We start from the raw sequence: 24,256 nt of genomic DNA, 5'->3' as shown, positions 1-24,256 counted from the left end.
ACTTACTCGACCGTCATATTCGGCGAAGGCATTGCTGCCTGCGGCGGACGCTTCCGAAAATACAGCGGCGCGAACGCCTCTTTCTGGTTCAGTTCCATCTCACCCTCGCGCACCAGTTCGAGTGCGGCGGCAAAGCTCGACGCGAACACGGTGGCTCTCTGCGAGGGGTCGACCACATAGGTGAGCAGGTAATCGTCGAGGCAGCTCCAGTCCTCGGACTCGGCCATGCCGACCAGTCGCTCCAGCGAGGCGCGCGCTTCGGCAAGCGACCACACGGTGCGCTTGGCGAGATGCACGGTCGCCAGCACGCGCTGCTGCCGCTGCGTGGCATAGGCGGTCAGTAAGTCGAACAGCGTCGCGGTGAATTTCGGGTGCTTGATTTCGGCGATCGTTTCCGGATTGCCGCGCGGGAAGATATCGCGCTGGAACTGCGGCCGGTTCATCAGCCGGTTGGCGGCCTCGCGAATGGCTTCGAGCCGGCGCAGCCGGTTGGCGAGCGCCGTGGCCATCTCCTCGGCGCTCGGCCCGTCCGGCGTCGCCGGTTCGGGCAGCAGCAGCCGCGACTTCAGAAACGCGAGCCAGGCGGCCATTACGAGGTAGTCGGCCGCGAGTTCGAGGCGGATCTTTCGCGCCGCCTCGATGAAGTTCAGATACTGGTCGGCCAGCGCCAGGATCGAAATCTTGGCGAGATCGACCTTCTGCTGCCGCGCCAGCGTGAGCAGCAGGTCGAGCGGGCCCTCATAGCCCTCGACGTCGACGACCAGCGCCGGCTCGCCTTCGGTGATCTCGGCGGGCCGTCCGGTTTCAAACGATAGAATCTCAGCCGTCATGCCGTCCCTATCCGATCCATCAACGCTTCAAGTTCGGCCCGTGCCGCCTGCCGGTCGAAGGGCTCGGGCGGCTTGCGCGAGGCCTGCGCCCGCTTGGCGCGTGCCAAGGCCTCGCCTGCCAGTTCCGGCGTCTCGCGCGCCACGTCGCGCATCTCGTCGAGCTTGCCGTTGCAATGCAGGACCATGTCGCAGCCGGCATCGAGGATGGCGCGGGTCCGGTCAGTGATCGATCCCGCCAGGGCATTCATCGACACGTCATCACTCATCAACAATCCCTGGAACCCAATTCCGGCGCGAATCACCTCTCCGATGATTGTCGCAGATGTCGTCGCGGGTTGGACCGGGTCAATCGCACTAAACACAACATGCGCGGTCATCGCCATTGGCAGGTCCGCCAGCGGTTGAAAGGCCGCGAAATCGGTCCGTTCCAGCTCTTCCCGCGAGGTATCAACGGTCGGCAGCCGAAAATGGCTATCCGCGGTGGCCCGGCCGTGGCCAGGAATGTGCTTCAGGATGGGCAGCACGCCGCCCCGCTTCAGGCCACCGGTGACAGCGCGAGCGATCGCCGCGACCTTGCCCGGTTCGGTTCCATAGGCTCGATTGCCGATCACGGCGTCGGCGCCCGCCACCGGCACGTCCGCCAGCGGCAGGCAATCGACGGTAATCCCGAGGTCGCTCAGGTCCGCCGCGATCAGGCGCGAGCTCAGCCACGCCGCCCGTAGCCCAAGCGCCTTGTCGAGCTCGTAGAGCGCACCGAAGGTCGCGCCGGGCGGATAGACGGGCCAGTGCGGCGGTCCGAGCCGGGCCACCCGGCCGCCTTCCTGGTCGATCAGGACGGGGGCGTCCGCCTCGCCTACGAGGCTCCGGAATTCATCAACAAGCGCAGATACTTGATCCGGCGCCTCGACGTTTCGTTTGAACAGGATCAAGCCCCATGGCAACTCGCCACGGATGAATTCGCGCTCCGCAGCGGTCAGCTCCAGTCCCGATACGCCCGTGATGAATGCGCGGCTTGTCATGGGGGCCGATTAGGCCCCTCGCAGCCCCCGGGTCAAGGAAACCGCCGTTAATTCCTTTGGACGAAGCACTGCCCGCCGGCGGATTTCAGGTTGTTGCAGACCTGCGCTGCCTCTTCCGACGACCCGAACGGACCGGCGAAAGCGCGGTAATAGACGCCCTTTTCGCCGAGATCGACGCGTTTCACCATCGACGAATGCTGCCCCAACACGCTCGGGAACTTGCTCTGCAGCGCGCGATAGGACGCCTGCGCGTCAGCCTCGTTCTTTTGCGAGGAGACCTGGACCAGATAGCCGCCACCGGAGGGGGCTGCCGGCTGGGTCGGATTGGTCGCGGCCACCCGCGTTGGCGGCGGTGAGGGTGACGGAGCGGGTTCGCCCTGCGGCGCCAGCGACATCGGCGCGTTGGCGCTGGCATTGGCGGAGGCAGGATTACGCGCCGGCGGTGCGGCCGGAGCCGGCGGCGGGGCAGCCGCGGCGCTGCGGGTCGTCGGCGCTGGCCTCGGCGGCGGCGCGCTGGCGCCTGCCGGGACGCCGCCATTGTCGGCGGGGTCGCCCTTGACCGCGAGCGTCTTGATCCGGCGCGGCTCGTTGTTTGACATGGTGCCGTTCGCGCCGTTTGCGAGCGGCAGACCGGACGGAGACACGCTCGCGACCGGCGGCGGGCTATTGTTCTGGTTCAAGGGCGGAAATACCACGCGGGGACCGCCGGACCGCGAATTGACGTCGACCGGCGTCTCTTCGCGCGACACCAGCTTCTCGCCGCCATCGCCGGGCAGCATGCGATCCGGGCTCTTGGCAGCGCCGCCATCGGACGGCGCCGGCACCACCTTGGTCGGGCTGTTGTCGGCCCTGATGATCGGTGGCTCGCCGGAGCGGGGCGAACCGACATAGGTGCGATAGGCAAACGCGGCGCCCGTTCCGACCACGGCCAGCGTCAGGACCGCTGCGACCGTGATCAGGCCGCTAGAGCGCTTTTTCGGCGCCGGCTCTTCTTCCTCGTATTCGCCCTGATACGCATAGGGATCGTCCGGATAGGCCGGATCGCGTTGATAGTCGTGCTCGCCGTTTTCCAGCCGCCCATACAGCGCCTCGTCGTAGCGTGACGGATCCTGCTGCGGCTCGTCGGCATATTGCTGCGGAGTATCGTCATAATCCTGCGAGTCCGAGTGCTGCGCGGACGCTTGATGCTGGGCCGTGTAGCGGTGCAACGGATGCACCGGCTGCGGCTGGTAAGCCGGTTCGTCCTCGAACCCCTGCTCCTGCGGCAAGGGCGGAGGCACCGGCGGCAGCGGGGTTTCGTGGCGCGCACGCTGCATCCATGACGGCGGGCTCGGCGGCGCGTCGAGCTGGTGTTCCGGCGGATCATACTGCTGCGCCCGCACGTTGGCCCGCGACTGCAGCGGGCGCGGCGCAGGCTTGGGAGCGGCGGCTCCGTACGGATCGTTCTGCCCGATCAGCCTTGCGAGCTCCGCAAGCGGATCGCTCTCGCCGCGACCCTGGTCGGCGGTGGGAAAAGGTCGGTCCTGATATCGATCAGCCATCGTGATGATGCATCCCCTACGGGACAGCGCCAACCCGCCATGTCAAACAAACCATGACGAGCGGCTCCTGCCAGATACCCCCACGAACCCCCATCCGTGAAGGCCTTCGCCCCTGCCTACCGCATCTCGGTCGGAGCGTGGACGCCGAGAACGGCTAAGCCCGATGCCAGAACCGAGACGACGCCCTGGACCATAGCCAGTCGCGCCCTCGTGATCTCTGCATCATTAGTCATAATGAAGCGTAAATAGGGCAGGTCCCGCCCCTTCGTCCATAACGCATGAAATTCACTGGCTAAATCATATAGATAAAAAGCGATTCGGTGCGGCTCATGTGCGGCGGCCGCCGCCTCGATTATTCTGGGATAAAGCGCCAGCCGTTTCAAAAGGTCCATTTCGGCCGGATCAGTCAGCCGTTCGACCAGAGCGGAGCCCAGCCAGGCGCGCCGCTCCTCATCGTCCTCGGGCAGCTCGGGAACGACCTCGCGGGCATTCTTGAAAATCGAATGCCCACGGGCATGCCCGTACTGGACGTAGAAGACGGGATTGTCCTTCGATTGCTCGAGCACCTTGGCAAGGTCGAAATCGAGCAACGCGTCGTTCTTGCGGAACAGCATCATGAACCGCACCGCGTCGGACCCCACCTCGTCGACCACCTCGCGCAGCGTGACGAAGTCGCCGGAACGTTTTGACATCCGCACCTGTTCGCCGGCACGCAGCAGTCGCACGAGCTGCACCACCTTAATGTCGAGCGCGGCCTTGCCGCCGCTGACGCCCTTCACCGCCGCCTGCATGCGCTTGATGTAGCCGCCGTGGTCGGCGCCGAAGACGTCGATCATGTCGAGGAAGCCACGATCGACCTTGTTCTTGTGATAGGCGATGTCGGAGGCGAAATAGGTGTAGGAGCCGTCCGACTTGATCAAGGGACGATCGACGTCGTCGCCATAGGCGGTGGCGCGGAACAGCGTCTGGATGCGGTCTTCGTAATCCTCGACCGGCTTGCCCTTCGGCGGCGGCAGGCGCCCCTCGTAGATGTCGCCCTTGGCGCGCAGGAAATCGATGGTCTCGGTGACCTTGTTGTTGCCGGTCTCGATCAGCGACCGTTCCGAGAAAAATACGTCATGCCTGATGTTGAGCGCGGCGAGGTCGCCCTTGATCATGTCCATCATCATGGCGATCGCCTTGGCGCGCACGGTCGGGAGCCACGCAGTGTCCGGCATCGCCTTGAGTTTGTCGCCATGCTCGGCGGCAAGCGCCTGCCCGACCGGAACGAGATAGTCGCCGGGGTAAAGCCCTTCCGGAATCTCACCGATGATGTCGCCGAGCGCTTCGAGATAACGCAGGAATGCGGAGCGCGCGAGCACGTCGACCTGCGCGCCGGCGTCGTTGATGTAGTATTCGCGCGTAACGTCGTAGCCCGCAAACTCCAAGAGACCGCACAGCGCGTCACCGAACACCGCACCCCGGCAATGGCCGACATGCATCGGCCCGGTCGGATTGGCCGAGACGTATTCGACATTGACCTTTGCGCCGCGGCCGAGGGTGCTCTTGCCGTAGGATACGCCTTCACGCAGCATCGTGAGCAGCTCGTTCGCCCAGACCTGCGGCTTGAGGGTGAGATTGATGAAGCCCGGGCCCGCGACCCCGACGGCATCCACCAGATCGTCAGCGCGCAATTTTTCCGCGATTTTATCGGCGAGATCGCGCGGTTTGACCTTGGCGTCCTTGGCCAGCACCATCGCGGCATTGGTCGCCATGTCCCCATGGCTGGCATCGCGCGGCGGCTCGACCACGATGCGCGAGAAATCGACGCCGGCAGGCCATTGGCCTTCGGCCGCGAGTGCGGCACAGATCGCCTGCACGCGCACCAGCGCGTCGGCAAACAGGTGTTGTGAAGCTGGCTTATCGGACTTATCGGACATGGGGCGCCGCCTAACGCAAATCCGGGGTCGAGTCAAAAAGCCTTTGGTGCTCCATCAGGGCGTAGCGATCGGTCATTCCGGCGATGAAATTACCGATCCGGCGCGCCCGCTCGCCGTCCGTGACGCGCTCGGTATCCTCCACCCATTCCGCCGGCAGGTCACCCGGCGAATTCTGGTAGCGCGCGAACAGGTCGAACAGGATGCCTTCCGCCTCGCCCATCACCCGCATCACCCGGTGATGGCGGTACATGTGCTGCTTCAGGAACGCCTTGATGGCGGCCTCCTCTTCCTCGACGTGAGCCGGAAACGCGATCAGCGGCAGATGGTGGTGGCGGACGTCATGCGCCGATTGCGGTTTCGCCGCCGCAAGCCGCCGGCCCGCTTCCGACATGACCGCCCCGATCATGTAGGAAATCAATTCGCGCACCAATTCCGCGCCGCGCCTGGCGTCGTCGAGATTGGGATAATGCCGGTCGATCTCGGCGATGATCGCTTCCGTCAGCGGCATCACTTTGAGGTCGTCGACGGCAAACAATCCGGCGCGCAAGCCGTCGTCGATGTCGTGCGCGTCATAGGCGATGTCATCGGCGAACGCCGCGACCTGCGCTTCCAGCGAGGCGTAGCTCCATAGCTCCAGATCGAATTTTTCGTTGAAGTCGGCAATGCCGACGGGAATGCCGCTGTCGCGGTAAGGCCCGGCCGCGGCCCCGTCCCGCGCCGTCAGTGGACCATTGTGCTTGACGATGCCTTCGAGCGATTCCCAGGTCAGGTTCAGCCCGTCGAATTCGGGATAGCGGTGCTCCAGCGAGGTCACCACCCGCAGCGCCTGTGCGTTGTGATCGAAGCCGCCATGGGCTTTCAAGCATTTGTCGAGCGCCCGCTCGCCGGCATGGCCGAACGGGGGATGGCCGAGGTCGTGGGCCAGCGCCAGCGTTTCGGTCAGGTCCTCGTCCAAGCCAAGCTGGCGGGCCAGAGCGCGGGCAATCTGCGCCACTTCCAGCGAATGGGTCAGCCGCGTGCGGTAATGGTCGCCCTCGTGGAACACGAACACCTGGGTTTTGTGCTTCAGCCGCCGGAACGCGGTGGAATGGATCACGCGGTCGCAATCGCGCCGGAACGGGCTGCGGGTCCGGCTCGGCGGCTCCGCGAACAGCCGGCCGCGGCTGGAATCGGGGTCGCAGCCATAAGGCGCACGGGGGGCAGCCATTCCGACCGACACGATTTTTTAGTCCTTATCCATTTGATTCCGCGACATTACGCACTTAACTATGCTTGAGCCGCCATACCAAATGAATTGGGTATGACGGGCCGGAGACGATTGTCATGACTGCTGCGATCACCGTCAGCGAGCGGGCCGCCCGCCGCATCGGCGAAATCCTCAAGTCCGAAGGCCACGGCGCAATGCTGCGCATCTCGGTCGAGGGCGGCGGCTGCTCCGGCTTCCAGTACAAGTTCGACGTCGACCACGCCAAGGCCGAGGACGATCTCGTGATCGCCCGCGAGGGCGCGGTGGTGCTAGTCGACCCGGCCTCGGTGCCGTTCCTCGCCGGCTCCGAAGTCGATTTCGTCGACGACCTGATCGGCGCCTCCTTCCGCGTCGTCAACCCGAATGCCACGGCGTCGTGCGGCTGCGGAACCAGCTTTTCGATCTGAGAAGAGACTGCGTCTCATCACATTGACTGTCATACCCCGCGAAGGCGGGGTATCAAGTACGCCGCGGCTTGTCCGTTCAATCATTCCGGCCTCTGGAATACTGGATCGTCGCCTTTCGCGGACGATGATGGGAGCGGCTAAGCCTCGCGCGCGTAGCGCGGCAGGTCGGCTTTCAGCATCGCCAATACGTCATCCCTGACCGGATCGCGCGTGCCGCGGGTCCAGGCGGCGGCGAGCGGCAGCTTGTTCATGTCGGAAGCCGCAAGGCGGATGAAGCGCACGCCGCGGGTTGCCATGCGCGACGTCCAGCGCGGAACGATGGCAACGCCGAGGCCGGCGGAGACCAGATTGACGATGGTCTGCTTCTCATCGGCAATTTGGGCTATGCGCGCCTCGCGCCCGGCTTCCGCGAACAGCTTCATGGTGAGGTCGTGGCTGTGCGGACGGGAACGGCGTTCGGGGACGATCAACGGCGTCTCCTCGAGATCGGCGATGGTGACGCGCATGCGCTGTGACAGCGGATGACGCTCCGCGACCGCGACGACCGCCGTCTCGTGCAACAGAAACAGAAACTCCAGCCGCTTGTCGGGCCGCTGCGGCGGACGCACGAAGGCGAGATCGAGCCGGCCGGACAACAGGCGTGGCAAAAGGCGCACGGTCTTGTCCTCGACCAGTTGCACGGTGACGTCGGGCCGGCGCTTCCGGAAATCGTGCAGCAGCCGCGGCAACAGCCCCGCGGCGGCACTGTCGATCGCGCCCACGCGGATGCTCGGGGCGCGATTCCGCCCGCGCGTGCGGAATTTGCCGGCGAGCGCATCGGCCTGCGCCAGCAGTGCCCTCGCCTCCTTCAGCAGCAGGGCGCCGTCGTCGGTCAGCGCGACGCTTCGCGTCGTGCGCGTCATCAGCCGCGTGCCCAGATCTTCTTCAAGAAGCCGGATGAAGCGGCCAAGCGCCGACGGCAGCATGTCTAACCGCTGCGCCGCCCGCCCAAAATGCAGTTCCTCGGCGGTCGCCACGAAGCAGCGCAAGTGATGCAGGTCCATCGGCCCTCCCGCGGCGATTATATCAATTTTTTGTATAAATGCGAGGTGGTTGCCTGGCGACTGCGGCGGCCGCAGGATGCTCCGAGAGTAAGACCCGCAAGCGCCCGCCCCGCCATTGCGAGCGCAGCGAAGCAATCCATCGCGCCGCAAATGGAGAGATGGATTGCTTCGTCGCCTTGCTCCTCGCAATGACGGGGATAGAGCGCGGGCGACGGCCATTCCTTAAGGAGATTTCGATGCGTGAATATTCAATCGCAGCCATCCCTGCCGATGGCATCGGCCCCGAGGTGATCGCCGCCGGCGTGCAGGCACTCGAGGCTCTTCAGAAGCGGCTCGGCGATGTGAAGTTCAACGTCGATACCTTCGATTGGGGCTCCGACTACTACCGCAAGCACGGCGTGATGATGCCGACCGATGCGCTCGCCACACTGAAGAAATTCGACGCGATCTATTTCGGCGCGGTCGGCGCGCCCGACGTGCCCGATCACATCACGCTGTGGGGCCTGCGCCTGCCGATCTGCCAGGGCTTTGATCAATACGCCAATGTCCGGCCGACCCGGATCCTGCCCGGCATCACCTCGCCGCTGCGCCATGCCGGGCCCGGCGACCTCGACTGGGTGATCGTGCGTGAAAACTCCGAAGGCGAATATGCCGGCTGCGGCGGCCGGGTGCATCGCGGCCTGCCGGAGGAAGTCGGCACGGAAGTCGCCGTCTTCACCCGCGTCGGCGTCCAGCGCATCATGCGCTACGCGTTCCGCCTCGCGCAGTCGCGGCCGCGAAAACTCCTCACCGTCGTCACCAAATCGAACGCGCAGCGGCATGGCATGGTGATGTGGGACGAGATCGCAGGCGAGGTCTCGAAGGAATTTCCAGACGTCGCCTGGGACAAGATGCTGGTCGACGCGATGACGGTGCGGATGACGCTGAAGCCGCAGAGCCTCGACACCATCGTCGCCACCAACCTTCACGCCGACATCCTGTCCGATCTCGCCGGTGCACTGGCCGGCAGCCTCGGCGTGGCGCCGACTGCGAACATCGATCCGGAACGGCGCTTTCCGTCGATGTTCGAGCCGATCCACGGCTCGGCGTTCGACATCACCGGCAAGGGCATCGCCAATCCGGTCGCCAGCTTCTGGACGGCATCGCAGATGCTCGAACATCTCGGCGAGACTGAAGCCGCGGCGCGGCTGATGCGCGCGGTGGAGAAGGTGACGGGCGCCGGCATCACCACGCCTGACGTCGGCGGCACCGCGACGACCAAGGATGTCACAGACGCTGTCGTGGAGGCGATCCATAGCTCCAACGTGTGACAGGCAGTCACACGCCATGACGGATCGGTCGCGAGGCAAAAAGCCCGCGAGATAAATCAGAACAAGGGAGGTGCAAATGAAAATGAACAAGACAATCGCCATAGCGCTGGCGTTCGCAATGATCAGTTCGGGTAGCCTCGCGCAGACCTACCCGAACCGGCCGATCACGCTGTTGGTCCCCTTCGCTGCCGGCGGCGCCACCGACACGGCGGCGCGGGTGACGGCGCAATCGATGTCGAAAATCCTGGGTCAGACCATCGTCATCGAAAACGCAACCGGCGCCGGCGGCACGATCGCCGCAACCCGGGCCTCGCGCGCAGAGCCGGACGGCTATACACTCCTGATCCACCACATCGGCATCTCGACGGCCGCCACGCTTTACCGCAAGCTGGCCTACGATACCAAGACGGCGTTCGCGCCTGTCGGACTCGTCACCAACGCGCCGATGACGATCATCGGCCGCCCCGATTTGCCGCCGAATACGCTGGCCGAGCTCGTCACCTACATCAAGGCCAACGGCGACAAGATGACGTTTGGCAATGCAGGGCTTGGCGCCGCGTCGCATCTCTGTGGCATGCTGTTCATGACGGCCGTCGGCAAGGAAATCCTCACCGTGCCCTACAAGGGCAACGCGCCCGTGATGAACGACCTGATTGCCAAGCAGATCGACCTCTCCTGCGACCAGACCACCAACACGACCAGTCCGATCGCGTCCAAATTGGTAAAGGCCTACGCCATCACGACGAAGACACGGCTGGCGGCGATGCCCGATCTGCCGGCTGCCGACGAAGCCGGCCTGAAGGGTTTTGAAGTCGGTGCCTGGCACGGCATCTACGCGCCAAAGGGAACGCCCGACGAGATCGTTCAAAAGCTGTCCAAGACGCTGCAGGAGGCGCTGCGCGACCCTGATCTGGTCAAGCGGTTCAACGACATCAACACGGAGCCCGTGCCGCAGAACGAGGCGACGCCCGAGGCCTTGAAAGCGAAACTGATCAGTGAGGTCGATCGCTGGGCGCCGATCATCAAGGCGGCGGGTCAGTTCGCGGATTGAGCGCCCGCCGCTATACGTAGGTCCTTCGAGACGGTACGGACTTAACTGCTCCGTCACTGCTTCGAGCTGGGCAGACTGTATGCGCCGCTCGGGCCTGGTGAAACGACGTGATTGCCTACAAGGAACTTTCGGTCCTCAGCGGCGTCATAAGTGACGCGGCCAAGGCTTGGCACGGGAGATGCCATGTCGAAGTTCGGCGTTACAGTGATCGCTGTCGTACTGGTGACCGCGCTGTCGAGCGCCGCCACGGCGAAAGGGCGCGGACATTTTGGTCTCGGCCCGCTTGGCGGCGTGAAATCCGCGTTTGCCCGCCTGCTTGCGCCAGGGCTGTTTCTTAGCCGCCCCGCGCATCACCGCCGGGCGCACGTCCGCCGGATCCGAAACGCGCCCGTCGCCTTACAAAGCATCCCCTCACAAAACAGCCCGTCACAAACCAGCGCGTCACACAATATCCCCTCCGCGACGAACCAGCCCCCCGGCGACGAGGGATTGGTTGTTGGCAAGCTATTCACTGACCCTGCGGCACGCAGGCAGATTGCCGCGACGGCCGCGCTTGCTCACTGGCAAGGTGACCGTAACACGACCGACGGATGGTGGTCGCATGGCCATGGCGGATATGGCTGGGTTGGGCCGCTGTTCTGGCCGTTCGCCTACAATGATATTTATGGCTATGCCATCCTCGCCGATGGCATGGGCTTCTGGGACTACGGCTACCCCGACATCTATGCCGGAATCTTTGGGCCTTACGGCCGTGACGAACTAGCGGCCTACATGGCGCCGGGCCCTTCCGGCCGAAGAGAACAAAGGATCCCGTCGCTGCAGCAGCTCTGCGGTGATGCCGGCCGCGAGACCACCAGTCTAGCCATTGATCGGATTCAGCGGGCGATTCAGCCGACCGAGGCGCAACGGGGCGCGCTGGACCGTCTTGCCGATGCGTCGAACTCGGCCGCTCAGATCATTCAGGCATCTTGTCCGATGCAGCCCGCATCAACGGCGCCGGCCCGATTGGCTCTGATGCAGCAGCGCATTGCGGCCATTCTCAGTGCAGTGATATCCCTGGAGCCGCCGCTGGCGGAACTTTATGATCTGCTGAATGACGAGCAGAAAACCCAATTCAACGCACTCGCTGATGATCAGCTCAAGACGGCATCCGCAAATGGGGCCATGAAGGCGCCGGCCGCGGGCTGCGAAACGTCGCTACCAGCGGCGTTGCAATGGCCGGCTGGCGAGATCGAGGCCAGGCTGCGCCCGACCGATGCGCAACGCGACGCGCTTGGGCGGATGCAACGTGCCAGCGCCAGAGCTGTCGAAATGCTGAGCTATGAATGTAAGCCGAACGATGCGATCACGCCCCCCGCTCGCCTCGCCGCAGTGGATGGTCGACTGGGTACCCTGCAACAAGCCATCAACCTGGTGAGTGACGCGCTGGAAGACTTCTATGCGACCCTGAGTGATGAGCAGAAGTTTCAATTCGAGCTGATCGGACCAGAACGGGCGCCGTGAACGTCCGGTTATGAGTACACGGGGCTAGTGGCCAGGACCGAACAGCGCCTTTGCGTTGCCGTTGGCGATCTGTGCCGCGATCTTCGGCGGCAATTGCGCGAGCCAGCCGCGGTAGGCGGCCATGATCTCGCCGTAGCTCTCCCAGCGCTCGTTGATCCAGGTATCGGAACCGAGCAGGAAGCGGTCCGGGAAACGTTCGAAGAGCGCGCGCCATTCGGCCGTCAGCTTGCCGCTGCCATTGGTGATGCCGCTGCGATAGGACAATTCGCCCCAGAGCTTCGGATATTTTGAAAACATTTCGGCAACGCGATCGGTCGAGAGACTGAAGCCGGTATGGGCCCAGATGATGCGGGCGCGTGGGTTGTGGCGCATCAGAATTTCGACGGCAGCATCATCGGCATGGGCGTGCAAATAGAGGTCGTGCGCGACCGCGAAATCGACGGTCTTCTTGACCCATTCGGTATCAGCCGCCTTGCCCGAGATATGGAATTCGCCGATGCCGCGGTAATAGCCGCGTTTGAACTCGTCCTGCACCAGATCGAAGATTAAGGGATCGCCGAACCAGGTCTGGATGTCGGCGCGAACCCGGTACGGCCGGATGAACGGCACGATCCAAAGCCCCTGCGGCTTGGCATCCATGAGCGCATGCGTACCGGTGTTGGGGCGGCTGGTGGCGAGGATGCCGGTGACGCGGTGCTTTTTGAACAGCGCCAGCACCTCGTCGACGCTGAAATAGGGCCTTGGCTCCCAATTGTAGTGCAGATGCGCGTCGAAGATTTCGATCGGCTCGTTGGCGCGCGCCGGACCGCCGAAAGCGATGCATGCGAGCGCGATCAGGAAGGCGGCGCCCCGCGCAGCCCAACGCAACGTCCGCCCGAAGCGCGTCATTCGGCGGCGACCACGTGCGGCCGCTCGGCTTCTCCGGCTTCCTGCAGCTGCGGTTCGAGCTTGCGCCGCAGGCGGCGGTCGATACGGTCGAGATAGATGTAGACGACCGGCGTGATGTAGAGGGTCAGGAGTTGCGACAGGCAGAGGCCGCCGACCACGGCAATGCCGAGCGGCTGGCGCAATTCGGCCCCGGCGCCCGCGCCGAGCGCGATCGGCAGCGTGCCGAAGATCGCGGCAAAGGTCGTCATCATGATCGGGCGGAAACGGAGCAGCGCCGCTTCCCGGATCGCGTGCTCGGCGCTCAAGCCGACGCGGCGGCGCTCCAGCGCGAAGTCGACCATCATGATGGCGTTCTTCTTGACGATGCCGACCAGCATCACGATGCCTATCATGGCAATCACAGACATTTCCATCCCGAACAGCATCAGGGTGAGGATCGCGCCGATGCCGGCCGACGGCAGGCCCGAGATGATGGTGATCGGATGGATGAAGCTCTCGTAGAGGATGCCGAGGATGACGAAGGCGGCGAACACGGCGGCGAGGATCAGGACGCCCTGCCCGCGCAGCGAATCCTGGAACACCTGCGCCGTGCCGGAGAACCCGGTGGCGATCGTCGCCGGCAGGTTCGAGGCCTGCTCGAGCTCGGTGATCTTGTCGACCGCGTAGCCCAGCGAATAGCCGGGCGCGAGGTTGAACGAGATCGTCACCGCCGGCTGCTGCGCCTGGTGGTTGATCTGCAGCGGACCGACGGTCGGAACCAGTCTTGCCACCGCCGATAGCGGGATGGTCTGGTTGTTCTGCGTCTTCATGTAGAGCTTGGAGAGGTCGGACGGGTCGATGCGGAACTGCGGCTGGACCTCCAGGATGATCTGGTAGTCGTTCGACGGCATGTAGATGGTGCCGACCTGGCGCGAGCCGTAGGCGTTGTAGAGCTGGTTGCGCACCTGATCGACGGTGACGCCGTAGACCGCCGCCTTCTCGCGGTCGATATCGACCGTCATCTGCGGGTTCTTGATGTAGAGGTCGGTGGTGACGTCGAGCAGGCCCGGCAGCTTCTCGATCTTGTCGCGCATCTCGGGCGCCAGCCGGTACAGCGACTCGGTGTCGCCGCTCTGCATCACGTATTGATACTGGCTCTTGGAAATCCGGCCGCCGATGTTGAGATTCTGGATCGGCTGGAAGAACGCCTGCATGCCCGGAATCTGCCGCGCCTTGCCGCGCAGCCGGCCGATGATCGAATTGAGGTTGTCGCGTTCCTTCTTCGGCTTCAGCGCGATGAAGAGGCGGCCGTAATTCGCCGTGGTGTTGGGCCCGCCGGCACCGACGGTGGAGTTGATGTATTCGATCGCAGGATCAGCTTTCAGCACGTCGACCAGCGCCTGCTGCCGCTCCTTCATCGCCTCGAAGGAGGTGTCGGTAGCAGCCTCCGTCACGCCGATCAGGAAGCCGGTGTCCTCCTGCGGGAAAAAGCCCTTCGGCACGATCATGTAGAGGTAGACGGTGCCGCCGAGGGTGGCCAGCGTAACCAGCAGCATCAGAAATTTTCGAGCCAACACCCAGTCCAGTGTCCATTCGTAGACCCGCAGCCAGGACTCGAACATTGACTCGAATACGCGAAGCACGATGTTGGGCTTCTTGGTCGCGTCGTGCGCGCGCAGCACCCGTGCGCACAGCATCGGGGTCAGCGTCAGCGACACGAACCCGGACACGATGATCGCGGCCGATACCGTCACCGCAAATTCGCGGAACACCCGGCCGACGATGCCGCCCATCAGCAGCACCGGAATGAACACGGCGATCAGCGAGAACGTGATCGAGATGATGGTGAAGCCGATCTCGCGCGCGCCCTTCAATGCGGCCTCGAACGGCCGCATGCCGTGCTCGATGTGACGGACGATGTTTTCCAGCATGACGATGGCGTCGTCGACCACGAAGCCGACCGAAAGCGTCAGCGCCAGCAGCGTCATGTTGTTGATGGAGTAGTCGAGCGCGTACATCACGGCGCAGGTGCCGAACAGCGAGATCGGAACCGCCAGCGCCGGGATGAAGGTCGCGGACGCCGAGCGCAGGAACAGGAAGATGACGAGGATCACCAACCCGATCGCGATCAAAAGCGTCTCTTCGACATCGGCCACCGCCTGACGAATGGAGATCGAGCGGTCCATCAGGACGTTGATCGAGACCGATGGTGGGATCTGCGCCCGCAGCGCCGGAAACTTGGCCAGGATGGAATCGACCACCGCCACCGTGTTGGCGTCCGGCTGCTTCTGGATGCCGAGCACGATGGCGCGCTCGTTGTTGAGCCAGCTCGCGATCCGCTCGTTCTCGACGCTGTCGTAGATCCGCGCGACCTCATCGAGCTTGACCGGAGAGCCATTACGCCAGGCCACCACGATCTGGCGATAATCCATCGCCTTATCCATCTGGCTTGAGGCCTGCAGCGCCACGTCCTGTTTCGGGCCGTTCAGCGTGCCGACCGGGGTCGAGGAATTGGCGCGCGACACTGCTGTCCTAATGTCCTCGAGCGACAGCCCGCGCGCTGCGGCGGCCTCGGGGTCGGCCTGGACGCGAATGGCGAATTTCTGCGCACCGTAGACGCTGACCTGGGCGACACCCGGGATCTGCGAGAGCGTCTGGCCGATGGTGATGTCGCCATATTCGTGGACCGCCGACAGCGGCAGGGTCGACGAGGTGAGCACGACGAACAGAACGGGGAAATCGGCCGGGTTCACTTTGCGGAAGCTCGGCGGGATGATCATCTCGACCGGCAACCGGCGCTGCGCGATCGTCAGCGCGGTCTGCACGTCGAGCGCCGCGGCGTCGATGTTGCGGTTGAGATCGAACTGGATGGTAATGGTGCTGGTGCCCTGCGACGAGTTTGACGACATCGAGGAGATGCCGGCGACCGTCGAGAGCTGGCGCTCGATAACGCCGGCCACAGAGGCTGCCATGGTGTCCGCGCTCGCGCCCGGCAGCGTTGCGGTCACGGCAATCGTCGGGAAATCGACCCGCGGCAGCGCCGATACCGGCAGCAGGCGGAAACCGAAGATACCGAACGCGATGATCGACGCCGTGATCAGCGTCGTCATGACCGGCCGGCGGATGCAGAGTTCGGAGAGCGTCATCGGCTACGCCCCGGCCTTTTTGGTCCGCGGCTCGACCCGCGATCCGTCCGACAGCAGCAATTGCCCATCGACCACGACGTTCTCGTCCCCGGCAAGCCCTTCCGAGATCACCGACATGCCCTGTGCGGTGCGGTCGACCTTGACCGCCTGGACCTTGGCGACACCGTCCTTGACCACGAAAACGAAATTGCCGCTCTGACTGCGCTGCACGGCGACCGTCGGCACCACGACCGAGTCTTCGCTGCGGATAATGAGCTTGGTCGCGACCAGTGTTCCCGGCCACAACGTCTCGTTCTCGTTAGCCATGATGCCGCGCACCGTGACCATGCCGGTGGTCTGATCGACGGTGTTTTCGACCATCGCGACCTTGCCGCTCTCGGAGCGCTGATGACCCGGAATGGTCGCGGTGACGCCGGAGACCCCCTTGGCCATGGCCTCGCGCAGGTCCGCCAGCACGCGCTGCGGAACCGAGAAGGTCACGTAAACCGGCGCCATCTGGTTGATCACCGCAAGCGGCGTGGTATCGGCCGGGCGGACGAAATTGCCGACCTTCACATTGGCGACGCCGATGCGCCCTGAGAACGGCGCCCGGATCGTGGTGTAGCTCTTCTGAACCTTCAGATTGTCGAGCGCGGCCTGGTCGGCCTTGATCGTACCGGTCAGGATGTCGGACTGGGTTCTCGCATTATCGACATTGACCTGCGTGGTGGCGCCCTTGGCGACGAGATCGTTGAAGCGCCGCAGGTCGCGCTGCGCGCCCTCGAGCTGGGCCTGGTCCTTGGCGAGCACGCCCTCAGCCTGCTCGATCTGCGCGTCAATCTGGCGGCTGTCCAGCGTAAACAGCAAATCGCCTTCGTTGACCTTGGCGCCGTCCTCGAAATGCACCGCGACGATGGTGGTCTCAAGCCGCGACTTCAGCGCCACGCTGGAGATCGGCGTCACCATGCCGATCGCGTCGACGTCGACGGGCATGGATTTGCGCTCCGCCTTGGCCAGCTCGACGGAAACCATCCGCGGGCGCTGCGGGCCCTGGGCGCTGCTGCTGCCGCCCATCCAGGAAGAGCGGGTGATAAAGCCGGCCGCCGTGGCAATGGCGATAGCGCCGACAAGAACTATCAAGGTACGCTTTTTCATAATTTTCACGCTCGCCCGGTCCTTCAACAAAGGACGGGACGATTTCCTTCTGCCCCTTGACGGCGACTTTTGCGCCTTATTTCTAAACGGTTATCACAGCCTTCCTGCACATGGTATGCCACTGCCGGAAAATGTGTAGTTACTAGTTCTTGTTCGAGCATGAAAAACCGGATTTCCGGGGCCATGCTCCAGCCCGGGCACCCTTTCATGCGTATTGCCACCTGGAACGTCAATTCGATCCGGCAGCGGATCGAGCATCTCCTGACCTGGCTCAGGGAATGCTCGCCCGACATCGTCTGTCTGCAGGAAATCAAATGCGTCGACGAGGCGTTCCCGCGGCTGGAAATCGAGGCACTTGGCTACAACGTGGTCACCCACGGCCAGAAGACCTTCAACGGCGTCGCGCTCCTGTCCAAGCTGCCGTTCGACGAGACCAAATCGGGGCTGGCCGGCGACGACGAGGACGCCCACGCCCGGTTCCTCGAAGGCGTGGTGACGCTGAAGACCGGGGTGATGCGGATCGCCTGTCTTTACCTGCCCAACGGCAACCCGCCGGACACCGACAAATATCCGTATAAACTCAAATGGATGTCGCGGCTTCTTGAGTACTCGAAAGAGCGGCTTAAGGCGGAGGAGCCGCTGGTGCTCGCGGGCGACTTCAACGTCATTCCGGCGGCGGCCGACGTCTATAATCCCGCCGCCTGGGCCAATGACGCATTGTTCCGACCGCAAACCCGCGAGGCCTTCCAGTCCCTGCTCGGCCTCGGGCTGACGGATGCGCTGCGCGCAGTCACCGACGAACAGGGCTTGTACACCTTCTGGGACTACCAGGCGGGCGCGTGGCAGAAGAACTGGGGCCTTCGGATCGACCATCTCCTGCTGTCGCCCCAGGCGAGCGACCGCCTCGCCCATGTCGGCATCGACAGCTATGTCCGCGCCTGGGAAAAGCCGTCCGACCACGTTCCGGTGTGGGCGGATTTCGATCTGGAAGCGGCTTGAGCGGGACAGGCGCGGCGAAGGTCGAGATTCGGGACGCGACGCCCGAAGACGCCGCGGCAGCCTGTCATGTTCTCCGGGAATCGATATCGCAACTGTGCGTTGCTGATCACGGCAACGATCCGGTGATGCTGAACGCCTGGCTGGCCAACAAGACGCCGGCGATCGTGGCTGGATGGACGAGGCAGAAGGCAAACTCGCTCCTGCTCGCCGTCGAGGGCAACGCTGTCCTGGCCGTGGGGTCGGTGACTGATGCAGGCGAGATCACGCTGAACTATGTCGCACCTGAAGCGCGGTTTCGCGGTGTCAGTCGTGCCTTGCTAAGGGCGCTCGAGGCCAGAGCCGCCGAGCGAGGCAATTGCCGCTGCACGTTGACCAGCACCGAGACGGCGCATCGCTTCTATCAGTCGGCCGGCTACATCGATGACGGTGCACCGACTAGAAAATTCGGCACGAGCTCCGGCTATCCGATGTCGAAGGAGATTGTCGCGGAATCGTAGGATGGATATAGCGCAGCGAAACCCATCACCATCGCGAACAAGATTGATGGGTATCGCTTCGCTCCACCCATCCTACGGCAGCGCCGCTACGGCGGCGCCGCGTCAGTCGCGCTTGCCCTGCACCCAGTGCTCGAGCATCTGCAGCGCCGTGGCGCGATCGTCGTCGGAGGCCTTGGCGAAGGCGCGGTTGTAGCTCTCGCGGATCCAGGTCTCGTCCGGGGCCGCGTTGTCGCGCGCCAGCGTCAGCCACATCAGGCCGCGCGCTGCCTGCCGCGGCAGCCGGTCGCCGTTGAACAGCATCTGGCCGAGCATGGCCTGCGCCTGATGCTGGCCTTTCTGGGCCGCCAGCCCAAGCCAGCGCGCGCCATAGCGGAAATCGTCACGCGAGGCGTCCGGCGTCTTCAGGTAAAGCCGCGCCAGATCGTATTGTGCATCGGCATTGCCGAAATAGGACGCGGCATAGGAGAACATCTCCCGCGCCCGCTCGGTGTCGGCCTTGATCTTCGAATTCGGGATGCCGTTCAGATAATAGCGTCCCAGCGCCACGAACGCGTTGGCGACGATCGTCGCCTGCGGCGCCGACGGGCTGTCCTCGGCATGCGCGTTGGCGATGCGGCTGAAATATTCAAAGGCGCGCAGATCGTCCTGGATCACGCCATCGCCATCGGCATACATCCGGCCGAGCTTCCACTGCGCGACGGGATGGCCGCCCTCGGCGGCATATTGCAGCGATGTCAGCGAAGGCGCGGCCACTGGCGTTGCTGTGGCGGACGCAGGCGGCACCTTCTTCAGGGCCTGGGCCGTGACGGCCTGCGCCGCGGCAGGCTGATTCATCACGGGCAGCGTGGCGTCCGGCTTCACCGGTGCGCCATCAAATGCGAATCCCGGAGCCGCCACTGGCGCGGCACCCAACATCAACGCAAGAATGATACGCCTAGATGTCCGCATAACACTGTTTCTCGTGCGCACCGCCCGGATGGGTCACAGCCCCGTCCACCGCCGGCCCAACCTGTTGGGCATATTTCCACAGCGCACCCGACGTATGGTTAGTCTGTCGAGGCGCCCATTTGGTTTTACGTTCGGCGAGTTCGGCGTCGGTCAATTTTACGTTAAGAGTGCCGGCCTCGGCGTCGATCTCGATAATGTCACCATTTTGCAACAGGGCGATCGGACCGCCGACGGCCGCCTCGGGTCCGACATGGCCGATGCAGAAGCCGCGGGTGGCGCCGGAGAACCGGCCGTCGGTGATCAGGGCGACCTTGCCGCCCATCCCCTGCCCGGTCAGTGCTGCAGTGGTCGAGAGCATCTCCCGCATGCCGGGACCGCCACGCGGCCCCTCATAGCGGATCACGATGACCTCGCCTTCCTTGTAGGTTTTCTTCTGGACCGATTCGAAGGCGTCTTCCTCGCGGTCGAAGCAGCGGGCCGGACCAGTAAATTTCAGCTTCGACATTCCCGCGACCTTCACGATCGCACCCTCCGGCGCGAGATTACCCTTCAGCCCGACAACGCCTCCCGTGACGGTGATCGGGTTGTCGGCGGACCGCACCACATCCTGATGCGGATTCCATTTCACGCTCTTGAGGTTTTCGGCGATCGTACGGCCCGTGACGGTTATGCAATCCCCGTGCAGGTAGCCATTGTCGAGCAGCGTCTTCATCAGAAGCGGAATGCCACCAACCTCGAACATGTCTTTGGCAACATAACGGCCCCCTGGCTTCAAATCCGCGACATAAGGAGTCTTTTTGAAGATTTCGGCGACGTCGAATAAGTCAAATTTAATCCCGCACTCATGCGCGATGGCCGGCAGGTGCAACGCAGCATTGGTCGACCCGCCGGAGGCGGCAACCACGGCGGCGGCGTTTTCCAGCGCGCGGCGGGTGACGATATCGCGCGGGCGAATATTGGCTGCGATCAGCTCCAGAACCTTCTCGCCGGCAGCCGCACAAAACGCGTCGCGAATCTCATAAGGAGCTGGCGCGCCGGCCGAATATGGCAGCGCGAGGCCGATCGCCTCCGACACGGTGGCCATGGTGTTGGCGGTGAATTGTGCGCCGCACGCGCCGGCCGAGGGGCAGGCCACCCGCTCGATTTCGTCGAGATCGGCATCCGACATTTCGCCGACAGAATGCTTGCCGACGGCCTCGAACATATCCTGGACCGTGACCTGCTGACCGCGGAAATTGCCCGGCAAGATCGAGCCGCCATAGATGAAGATCGATGGCACGTTGAGCCGGACCATTGCCATCATCATCCCCGGCAGCGACTTGTCGCAGCCGGCAAGCCCGACGAGGGCGTCATAGGCATGGCCGCGAACCGTTAGCTCGACCGAATCGGCGATGCATTCCCTTGAAGGCAGCGACGAGCGCATGCCGTCATGGCCCATGGCGATGCCGTCGGTCACGGTGATGGTGCAGAATTCGCGCGGGGTGCCGCCGGCGGCCGCGACCCCCTTCTTGACCGCCTGTGCCTGGCGCATCAGGGAGATGTTGCAGGGCGCGGCTTCATTCCAGCAGGACGCGACGCCGACGAAGGGCTGGTGGATCTGCTCGGTGGTCAGCCCCATCGCGTAGAGATAGGACCGATGGGGGGCACGCTCCGGCCCCTCCGTCACATGACGGCTCGGCAATCTCTTCTTGATATCGGTCTTGGCGTCCATCCGCGCAAACCTGTTTCCTCAGCCATCTCCTTGTCGGGTCTCGGGAGCAAATCCCGTCGCCTTCCCTGGCGCTGAGGCTAATCAGCTTAAGAAAGAAATGGTTTCATCGAGGGGTGTGGCTAAAAAGCGGCGTAAGCAAGAGGCGGGCGCGCCCACCAAGCCAAATGTTGCCCTGCTGTTGCGGTCCCGCAACAATCGTGGCCCGGCGGCAACCATTTTTTGGACTTAATCGGCTCGGCCCCGCGGTTCCCCTTCCCGGCCGGCCTCCGATTTCGTGGGCTGGCGCCGGCCAGTAACAACCTGAGGGCGATCTGTCGGGGAAATTCTCCCGGCGCAGCCTCGCTTCGCCTCATCGCGCGAGCAACTTGATTTGCGCGAGCCTACGACTCGCCGGGAATCGAACAGCGCAACGCGAACCACATCCTCAGCGCCATCTTCGATCGCCTCCGTCATGCACACTGAACGTTGCATCGCGTTCGAGAGATCGCGTCATTTTTGTGCGGCCGGCACTTTTTGCGCCAGTTTTCGTCACGCGATGACTTGGCCCGCGACGCGCGCGCGCTCGGCGCTTGTCGTTCATATGCGAGGGAGAACAACGCAGTACGCGGTTCGCCGCAGATGTTTTGATCGCTACTTGAAATGAGGCGCCTACAGAAGGATCGGCCGCACGAACGCCTTTCGCGTCACCATATTGCCCATACGAAGCGCAAAACCGCCGCGCACAGGTCCAGCCCCCGGCCCGTTTTGCTGTTTTTCCTTCGATGCGGGTGAGGGAATCCTGCCTCACGTTCTCCCCGCGCGCATCACCTCGCATTCCCAAAATCCAGGGTGGTCGTTAGTAGTCTCGTGAGGCCTCCGAGTAAGAGGTTTGAATAATGGCACGCTTCAATCTGAACAGATTCTTCGACAACGACCGCTTCGAAGATTTTTTCGCCAGGTTCGGCGGCGGCAGCTCCGACCATGATCATCTGAACGGGACCACAGCCAACAACGTCTTGTTCGGAGGCGCCAAGGAAGACACGCTCGCCGGGATGGCCGGAAACGACACGCTCAACGGCGGCTCCGGCGCCGACAAGATCTGGGGCGGCTCGGGTAACGACAACCTCTCGGGCGGCTCCGGCGCCGACCTTCTCGTCGGCGGCTTCGGCGCCGACCGGATGGATGGCGGCACCGGCAACGACGTCCTGCTCAGCCGGTCGGATGCCGGCGAGATGGTCGCGGCCCAGGACGGCAAGACGCAGATCTTCGCCGACGAAACCGCCGCGTTCAAGGCGGTCAACGACACGCTTACCGGCGGCGCCGGCGGCGATACCTTCCGCTTCGAAGGCATGGTGAACGCCAAGGATGAGATCGTCGCCAAGCATGTCAACGCTGACGGCACGATCGACTGGGTCGGCGTCACCGGCGAGAACGGCGCGGTTCATGACCACTGGGTCGACGGCTTCGGCAACGACGTGATCCGCGATTTCAATCGCGCCCAGGGTGACAAGATCGAAATCTCGGCGCACACCGCCGAGGTCAAGTCGATCGAGCACAAGGACAGCAACGGCGACGGCAAGAACGACTACAGCGTGATCACCGTCATCAGCCAGCAAGGCAATGCTGGTGCGCATGACGAGGATCTGCTCGGCACCATCACTGTCTACGGCAACCTGGTGAAGCAGAGCGACATCAACGTGACCCAGACCGTGTATGGCGCCTACGAGAAGGTCGGTGAACTCGGCGGCGCGCACTTCGATCTGGAGGACGATGGCGTGCTGGCCGGTGGCGGCACTGACGGCGGCCACCACAACGAAGCGACGGCGATGGCCGCGATGCACGGTTAAGCCGAAAACAACAGGCACAATCACGGACAAGGGCCGCCTCCCGGCCCTTGTTCTCCGGCGTCCGGCTCCGATTCAATCGGCACCGGGCGCTGGACCGCGTCGAGCACAGATCAAGTTGCCTGCATGAGCCGGGCTACGCAGCGTTGCGTCGTTCAATCCACCTTGACGTTGGCGGCCTTGATCATCGGCCACCATTTTTCGATCTCGGCTTTTTGCCAGGCGCCGAGCGCTTCTGGCGTGCGCTTGTCCTTTGGCGGCATCTGCAGGCCGAGATTTTCGAGCTGCTTTCGCACGGCCGAATCGTTCAACGCTTCCACCGTCGCGGCGTTCAGCTTCGCGATGACATCCTTCGGCGTATCCTTGGGCACCCAGAGGCCGGACCACAGCGTCATGTGAAATCCAGGCAGCCCCGCCTCGTCCACGGTCGGAATGTCGGCGGCCGACTCGACGCGCTTGGAGTCGGTGATGGCATAGGCGCGGATGTTGCCGGCACGCACCTGCCCGATCGAGTTGGAGGTCTGGTCGACGATCATGTCGATCTGGCCCGCGACGAGATCGTTCATCGCGGGGCCGGTGCCGCGATACGGTACATATTGCAGCTTGATCCCGGTGACACTCTCGAAATAGAGCCCCGCGATATGGCTGCCGGAGCCGGCGCCTGCGGTGCCCGCCGTCGGTGCCGCCGGTTGCGCCTTGAGCCAGGCCACAAACTCCTTCAGCGAGGTGGCCGGGACCGCCTTCTTGCTGACGATGATCATCGGATTGCTCGGCAACAGCGCCACCGGTTCGAGATCGGTGACGAGGTCGTAGCCGAGCTTGTAGATCGCGCCATTGGCGACGTGGGTGCCGAGATGGCCGAAGCTGACCGTGTAGCCGTCAGGCGGTGAGCGCACCGCGCGGCCGACGCCAACCGAGCCACCCGCCCCGGTCACGTTTTCGACCAGCACAGTTTCGCCGAGCGTGAGCTTCATGCGCTCGGCGAGGATCCGCGCCATCGCATCCGACGGACCGCCGGCGGAGAACGGCACGATGATGGTGATGGGACGTGAGGGGAAGCTTTGGGCAAGGGCGGAGCCGGCAAATGCCAGCGTTGCAAACACGGCGGCCAAAACCATTCTACGCATCTGCTTCCTCCAACGCGCCATTTCAATCCTCATGGTGAGGAGCGCGGCAACGCCGCGCGTCTCGAACCATGAAGCCACCGGCCTCGCGGCCATCCTTCGAGACGACCGCTGCGCGGTCTCCTTGCGATGAGGACC

At 63.9% G+C, this 24,256-nt stretch carries 19 protein-coding genes; 7 read left to right on the top strand and 12 right to left on the bottom strand.

What is annotated here, in order from left to right; translation table 11 throughout:
* Positions 1 to 2 precede the first annotated feature (2 nt).
* From HCN50_RS29270 to HCN50_RS29250, 5 genes are all read right to left on the bottom strand, one after another.
* The gene (locus HCN50_RS29270) at positions 3 to 830 is read right to left on the bottom strand and encodes a segregation and condensation protein A (RefSeq protein ID WP_171713348.1); all 828 of its coding nucleotides are present in this window, start codon (positions 828 to 830) and stop codon (positions 3 to 5) included.
* Positions 827 to 1,849 (bottom strand): beta-N-acetylhexosaminidase, encoded by a 1,023-nt coding sequence (gene nagZ, locus HCN50_RS29265; RefSeq protein ID WP_171713347.1) that lies wholly within the window; start codon positions 1,847 to 1,849, stop codon positions 827 to 829. The genes HCN50_RS29270 and nagZ overlap by 4 nt, the downstream gene beginning before the upstream one ends.
* Positions 1,850 to 1,896: 47 nt before the next feature.
* Positions 1,897 to 3,390 carry an SPOR domain-containing protein gene (locus HCN50_RS29260; RefSeq protein WP_171713346.1) on the bottom strand — a complete coding sequence of 498 codons (1,494 nt, stop codon included), beginning with the start codon at positions 3,388 to 3,390 and terminating at the stop codon, positions 1,897 to 1,899.
* A gap of 116 nt (positions 3,391 to 3,506) precedes the next feature.
* Positions 3,507 to 5,309 carry an arginine--tRNA ligase gene (gene argS, locus HCN50_RS29255; RefSeq protein ID WP_171713345.1) on the bottom strand — a complete coding sequence of 601 codons (1,803 nt, stop codon included), beginning with the start codon at positions 5,307 to 5,309 and terminating at the stop codon, positions 3,507 to 3,509.
* Positions 5,310 to 5,319: 10 nt separating this feature from the next.
* The gene (locus HCN50_RS29250; protein ID WP_171713344.1) at positions 5,320 to 6,528 is read right to left on the bottom strand and encodes a deoxyguanosinetriphosphate triphosphohydrolase; all 1,209 of its coding nucleotides are present in this window, start codon (positions 6,526 to 6,528) and stop codon (positions 5,320 to 5,322) included.
* A 104-nt stretch (positions 6,529 to 6,632) separates the two neighbouring features.
* On the opposite strand from HCN50_RS29250, the gene erpA reads away from it, so the two are divergent.
* The gene (gene erpA / locus HCN50_RS29245) at positions 6,633 to 6,962 is read left to right on the top strand and encodes an iron-sulfur cluster insertion protein ErpA (protein ID WP_171713343.1); all 330 of its coding nucleotides are present in this window, start codon (positions 6,633 to 6,635) and stop codon (positions 6,960 to 6,962) included.
* A 137-nt stretch (positions 6,963 to 7,099) separates the two neighbouring features.
* On the opposite strand, the gene HCN50_RS29240 is transcribed toward erpA, so the two are convergent.
* Positions 7,100 to 8,005, bottom strand: coding sequence for a LysR family transcriptional regulator (locus tag HCN50_RS29240; protein WP_171713342.1), 906 nt, complete (start codon positions 8,003 to 8,005; stop codon positions 7,100 to 7,102).
* A 236-nt stretch (positions 8,006 to 8,241) separates the two neighbouring features.
* Between HCN50_RS29240 and HCN50_RS29235 the strand changes: the two genes are divergently transcribed.
* The 3 genes from HCN50_RS29235 (at position 8,242) to HCN50_RS29225 (ending at position 11,869) form a co-directional block, all read left to right on the top strand.
* Positions 8,242 to 9,315 carry a tartrate dehydrogenase gene (locus HCN50_RS29235; protein ID WP_171713341.1) on the top strand — a complete coding sequence of 358 codons (1,074 nt, stop codon included), beginning with the start codon at positions 8,242 to 8,244 and terminating at the stop codon, positions 9,313 to 9,315.
* 82 nt (positions 9,316 to 9,397) lie between these two features.
* Positions 9,398 to 10,366 carry a tripartite tricarboxylate transporter substrate-binding protein gene (locus tag HCN50_RS29230; protein ID WP_376700337.1) on the top strand — a complete coding sequence of 323 codons (969 nt, stop codon included), beginning with the start codon at positions 9,398 to 9,400 and terminating at the stop codon, positions 10,364 to 10,366.
* Between the two features lie 183 nt (positions 10,367 to 10,549).
* Positions 10,550 to 11,869 (top strand): Spy/CpxP family protein refolding chaperone, encoded by a 1,320-nt coding sequence (locus tag HCN50_RS29225; protein ID WP_171713339.1) that lies wholly within the window; start codon positions 10,550 to 10,552, stop codon positions 11,867 to 11,869.
* Positions 11,870 to 11,893: 24 nt separating this feature from the next.
* Here the strand turns inward: HCN50_RS29225 and HCN50_RS29220 are convergent, their stop codons facing one another.
* The 3 genes from HCN50_RS29220 to HCN50_RS29210 are packed head-to-tail and all read right to left on the bottom strand — an operon-like array spanning position 11,894 to position 17,016.
* Entirely contained in the window at positions 11,894 to 12,757 is an 864-nt protein-coding gene (locus HCN50_RS29220) for an amidohydrolase family protein (RefSeq protein WP_235977291.1), read from the bottom strand.
* Entirely contained in the window at positions 12,754 to 15,882 is a 3,129-nt protein-coding gene (locus tag HCN50_RS29215) for an efflux RND transporter permease subunit (RefSeq protein WP_171713338.1), read from the bottom strand. The genes HCN50_RS29220 and HCN50_RS29215 overlap by 4 nt, the downstream gene beginning before the upstream one ends.
* 3 nt (positions 15,883 to 15,885) lie before the next feature.
* Positions 15,886 to 17,016, bottom strand: coding sequence for an efflux RND transporter periplasmic adaptor subunit (locus HCN50_RS29210; RefSeq protein WP_171713337.1), 1,131 nt, complete (start codon positions 17,014 to 17,016; stop codon positions 15,886 to 15,888).
* 207 nt (positions 17,017 to 17,223) lie between these two features.
* On the opposite strand from HCN50_RS29210, the gene xth reads away from it, so the two are divergent.
* Both xth and HCN50_RS29200 read left to right on the top strand, forming a co-directional pair.
* Positions 17,224 to 18,015 carry an exodeoxyribonuclease III gene (gene xth, locus HCN50_RS29205; protein ID WP_171713336.1) on the top strand — a complete coding sequence of 264 codons (792 nt, stop codon included), beginning with the start codon at positions 17,224 to 17,226 and terminating at the stop codon, positions 18,013 to 18,015.
* Positions 18,012 to 18,512 carry a GNAT family N-acetyltransferase gene (locus HCN50_RS29200; RefSeq protein ID WP_171713335.1) on the top strand — a complete coding sequence of 167 codons (501 nt, stop codon included), beginning with the start codon at positions 18,012 to 18,014 and terminating at the stop codon, positions 18,510 to 18,512. Before xth ends, HCN50_RS29200 begins: the two co-directional genes overlap by 4 nt.
* Positions 18,513 to 18,614: 102 nt before the next feature.
* Here HCN50_RS29200 and HCN50_RS29195 read toward each other — a convergent pair whose 3' ends face one another.
* Both HCN50_RS29195 and ilvD read right to left on the bottom strand, forming a co-directional pair.
* Entirely contained in the window at positions 18,615 to 19,460 is an 846-nt protein-coding gene (locus HCN50_RS29195) for a tetratricopeptide repeat protein (RefSeq protein ID WP_171713334.1), read from the bottom strand.
* Positions 19,447 to 21,171 carry a dihydroxy-acid dehydratase gene (gene ilvD, locus HCN50_RS29190; RefSeq protein WP_171713333.1) on the bottom strand — a complete coding sequence of 575 codons (1,725 nt, stop codon included), beginning with the start codon at positions 21,169 to 21,171 and terminating at the stop codon, positions 19,447 to 19,449. The genes HCN50_RS29195 and ilvD overlap by 14 nt, the downstream gene beginning before the upstream one ends.
* An 875-nt stretch (positions 21,172 to 22,046) precedes the next feature.
* Here ilvD and HCN50_RS29185 point away from each other — a divergent pair.
* Complete coding sequence (locus HCN50_RS29185) at positions 22,047 to 22,997, top strand: calcium-binding protein (RefSeq protein WP_171713332.1); 951 nt, start codon at positions 22,047 to 22,049, stop codon at positions 22,995 to 22,997.
* Between the two features lie 152 nt (positions 22,998 to 23,149).
* Here the strand turns inward: HCN50_RS29185 and HCN50_RS29180 are convergent, their stop codons facing one another.
* Positions 23,150 to 24,121 (bottom strand): tripartite tricarboxylate transporter substrate binding protein BugD, encoded by a 972-nt coding sequence (locus tag HCN50_RS29180; RefSeq protein WP_171713331.1) that lies wholly within the window; start codon positions 24,119 to 24,121, stop codon positions 23,150 to 23,152.
* Between the last annotated feature and the right edge of the window lie 135 nt (positions 24,122 to 24,256).

The sequence above is a fragment of the Bradyrhizobium archetypum genome (assembly GCF_013114835.1).
In the GTDB taxonomy this organism is placed as follows: Bacteria; Pseudomonadota; Alphaproteobacteria; order Rhizobiales; family Xanthobacteraceae; genus Bradyrhizobium; species Bradyrhizobium archetypum.
This window is presented reverse-complemented; position numbering and strand designations above follow the sequence as displayed.

Bases quoted from the DNA above. Each gene is read 5' to 3' on its own strand.
- HCN50_RS29230 (WP_376700337.1), top strand. From the start codon at position 9,398: ATGAACAAGACAATCGCCATAGCGCTGGCGTTCGCAATGATCAGTTCG.
- xth (WP_171713336.1), top strand. From the start codon at position 17,224: ATGCGTATTGCCACCTGGAACGTCAATTCGATCCGGCAGCGGATCGAG.
- erpA (WP_171713343.1), top strand. From the start codon at position 6,633: ATGACTGCTGCGATCACCGTCAGCGAGCGGGCCGCCCGCCGCATCGGC.
- nagZ (WP_171713347.1), bottom strand. From the start codon at position 1,849: ATGACAAGCCGCGCATTCATCACGGGCGTATCGGGACTGGAGCTGACC.
- HCN50_RS29220 (WP_235977291.1), bottom strand. From the start codon at position 12,757: ATGACGCGCTTCGGGCGGACGTTGCGTTGGGCTGCGCGGGGCGCCGCC.
- HCN50_RS29210 (WP_171713337.1), bottom strand. From the start codon at position 17,016: ATGAAAAAGCGTACCTTGATAGTTCTTGTCGGCGCTATCGCCATTGCC.
- HCN50_RS29180 (WP_171713331.1), bottom strand. From the start codon at position 24,121: ATGCGTAGAATGGTTTTGGCCGCCGTGTTTGCAACGCTGGCATTTGCC.
- ilvD (WP_171713333.1), bottom strand. From the start codon at position 21,171: ATGGACGCCAAGACCGATATCAAGAAGAGATTGCCGAGCCGTCATGTG.
- HCN50_RS29195 (WP_171713334.1), bottom strand. From the start codon at position 19,460: ATGCGGACATCTAGGCGTATCATTCTTGCGTTGATGTTGGGTGCCGCG.
- HCN50_RS29260 (WP_171713346.1), bottom strand. From the start codon at position 3,390: ATGGCTGATCGATATCAGGACCGACCTTTTCCCACCGCCGACCAGGGT.
- HCN50_RS29235 (WP_171713341.1), top strand. From the start codon at position 8,242: ATGCGTGAATATTCAATCGCAGCCATCCCTGCCGATGGCATCGGCCCC.
- argS (WP_171713345.1), bottom strand. From the start codon at position 5,309: ATGTCCGATAAGTCCGATAAGCCAGCTTCACAACACCTGTTTGCCGAC.
- HCN50_RS29215 (WP_171713338.1), bottom strand. From the start codon at position 15,882: ATGACGCTCTCCGAACTCTGCATCCGCCGGCCGGTCATGACGACGCTG.
- HCN50_RS29240 (WP_171713342.1), bottom strand. From the start codon at position 8,005: ATGGACCTGCATCACTTGCGCTGCTTCGTGGCGACCGCCGAGGAACTG.
- HCN50_RS29270 (WP_171713348.1), bottom strand. From the start codon at position 830: ATGACGGCTGAGATTCTATCGTTTGAAACCGGACGGCCCGCCGAGATC.
- HCN50_RS29185 (WP_171713332.1), top strand. From the start codon at position 22,047: ATGGCACGCTTCAATCTGAACAGATTCTTCGACAACGACCGCTTCGAA.
- HCN50_RS29225 (WP_171713339.1), top strand. From the start codon at position 10,550: ATGTCGAAGTTCGGCGTTACAGTGATCGCTGTCGTACTGGTGACCGCG.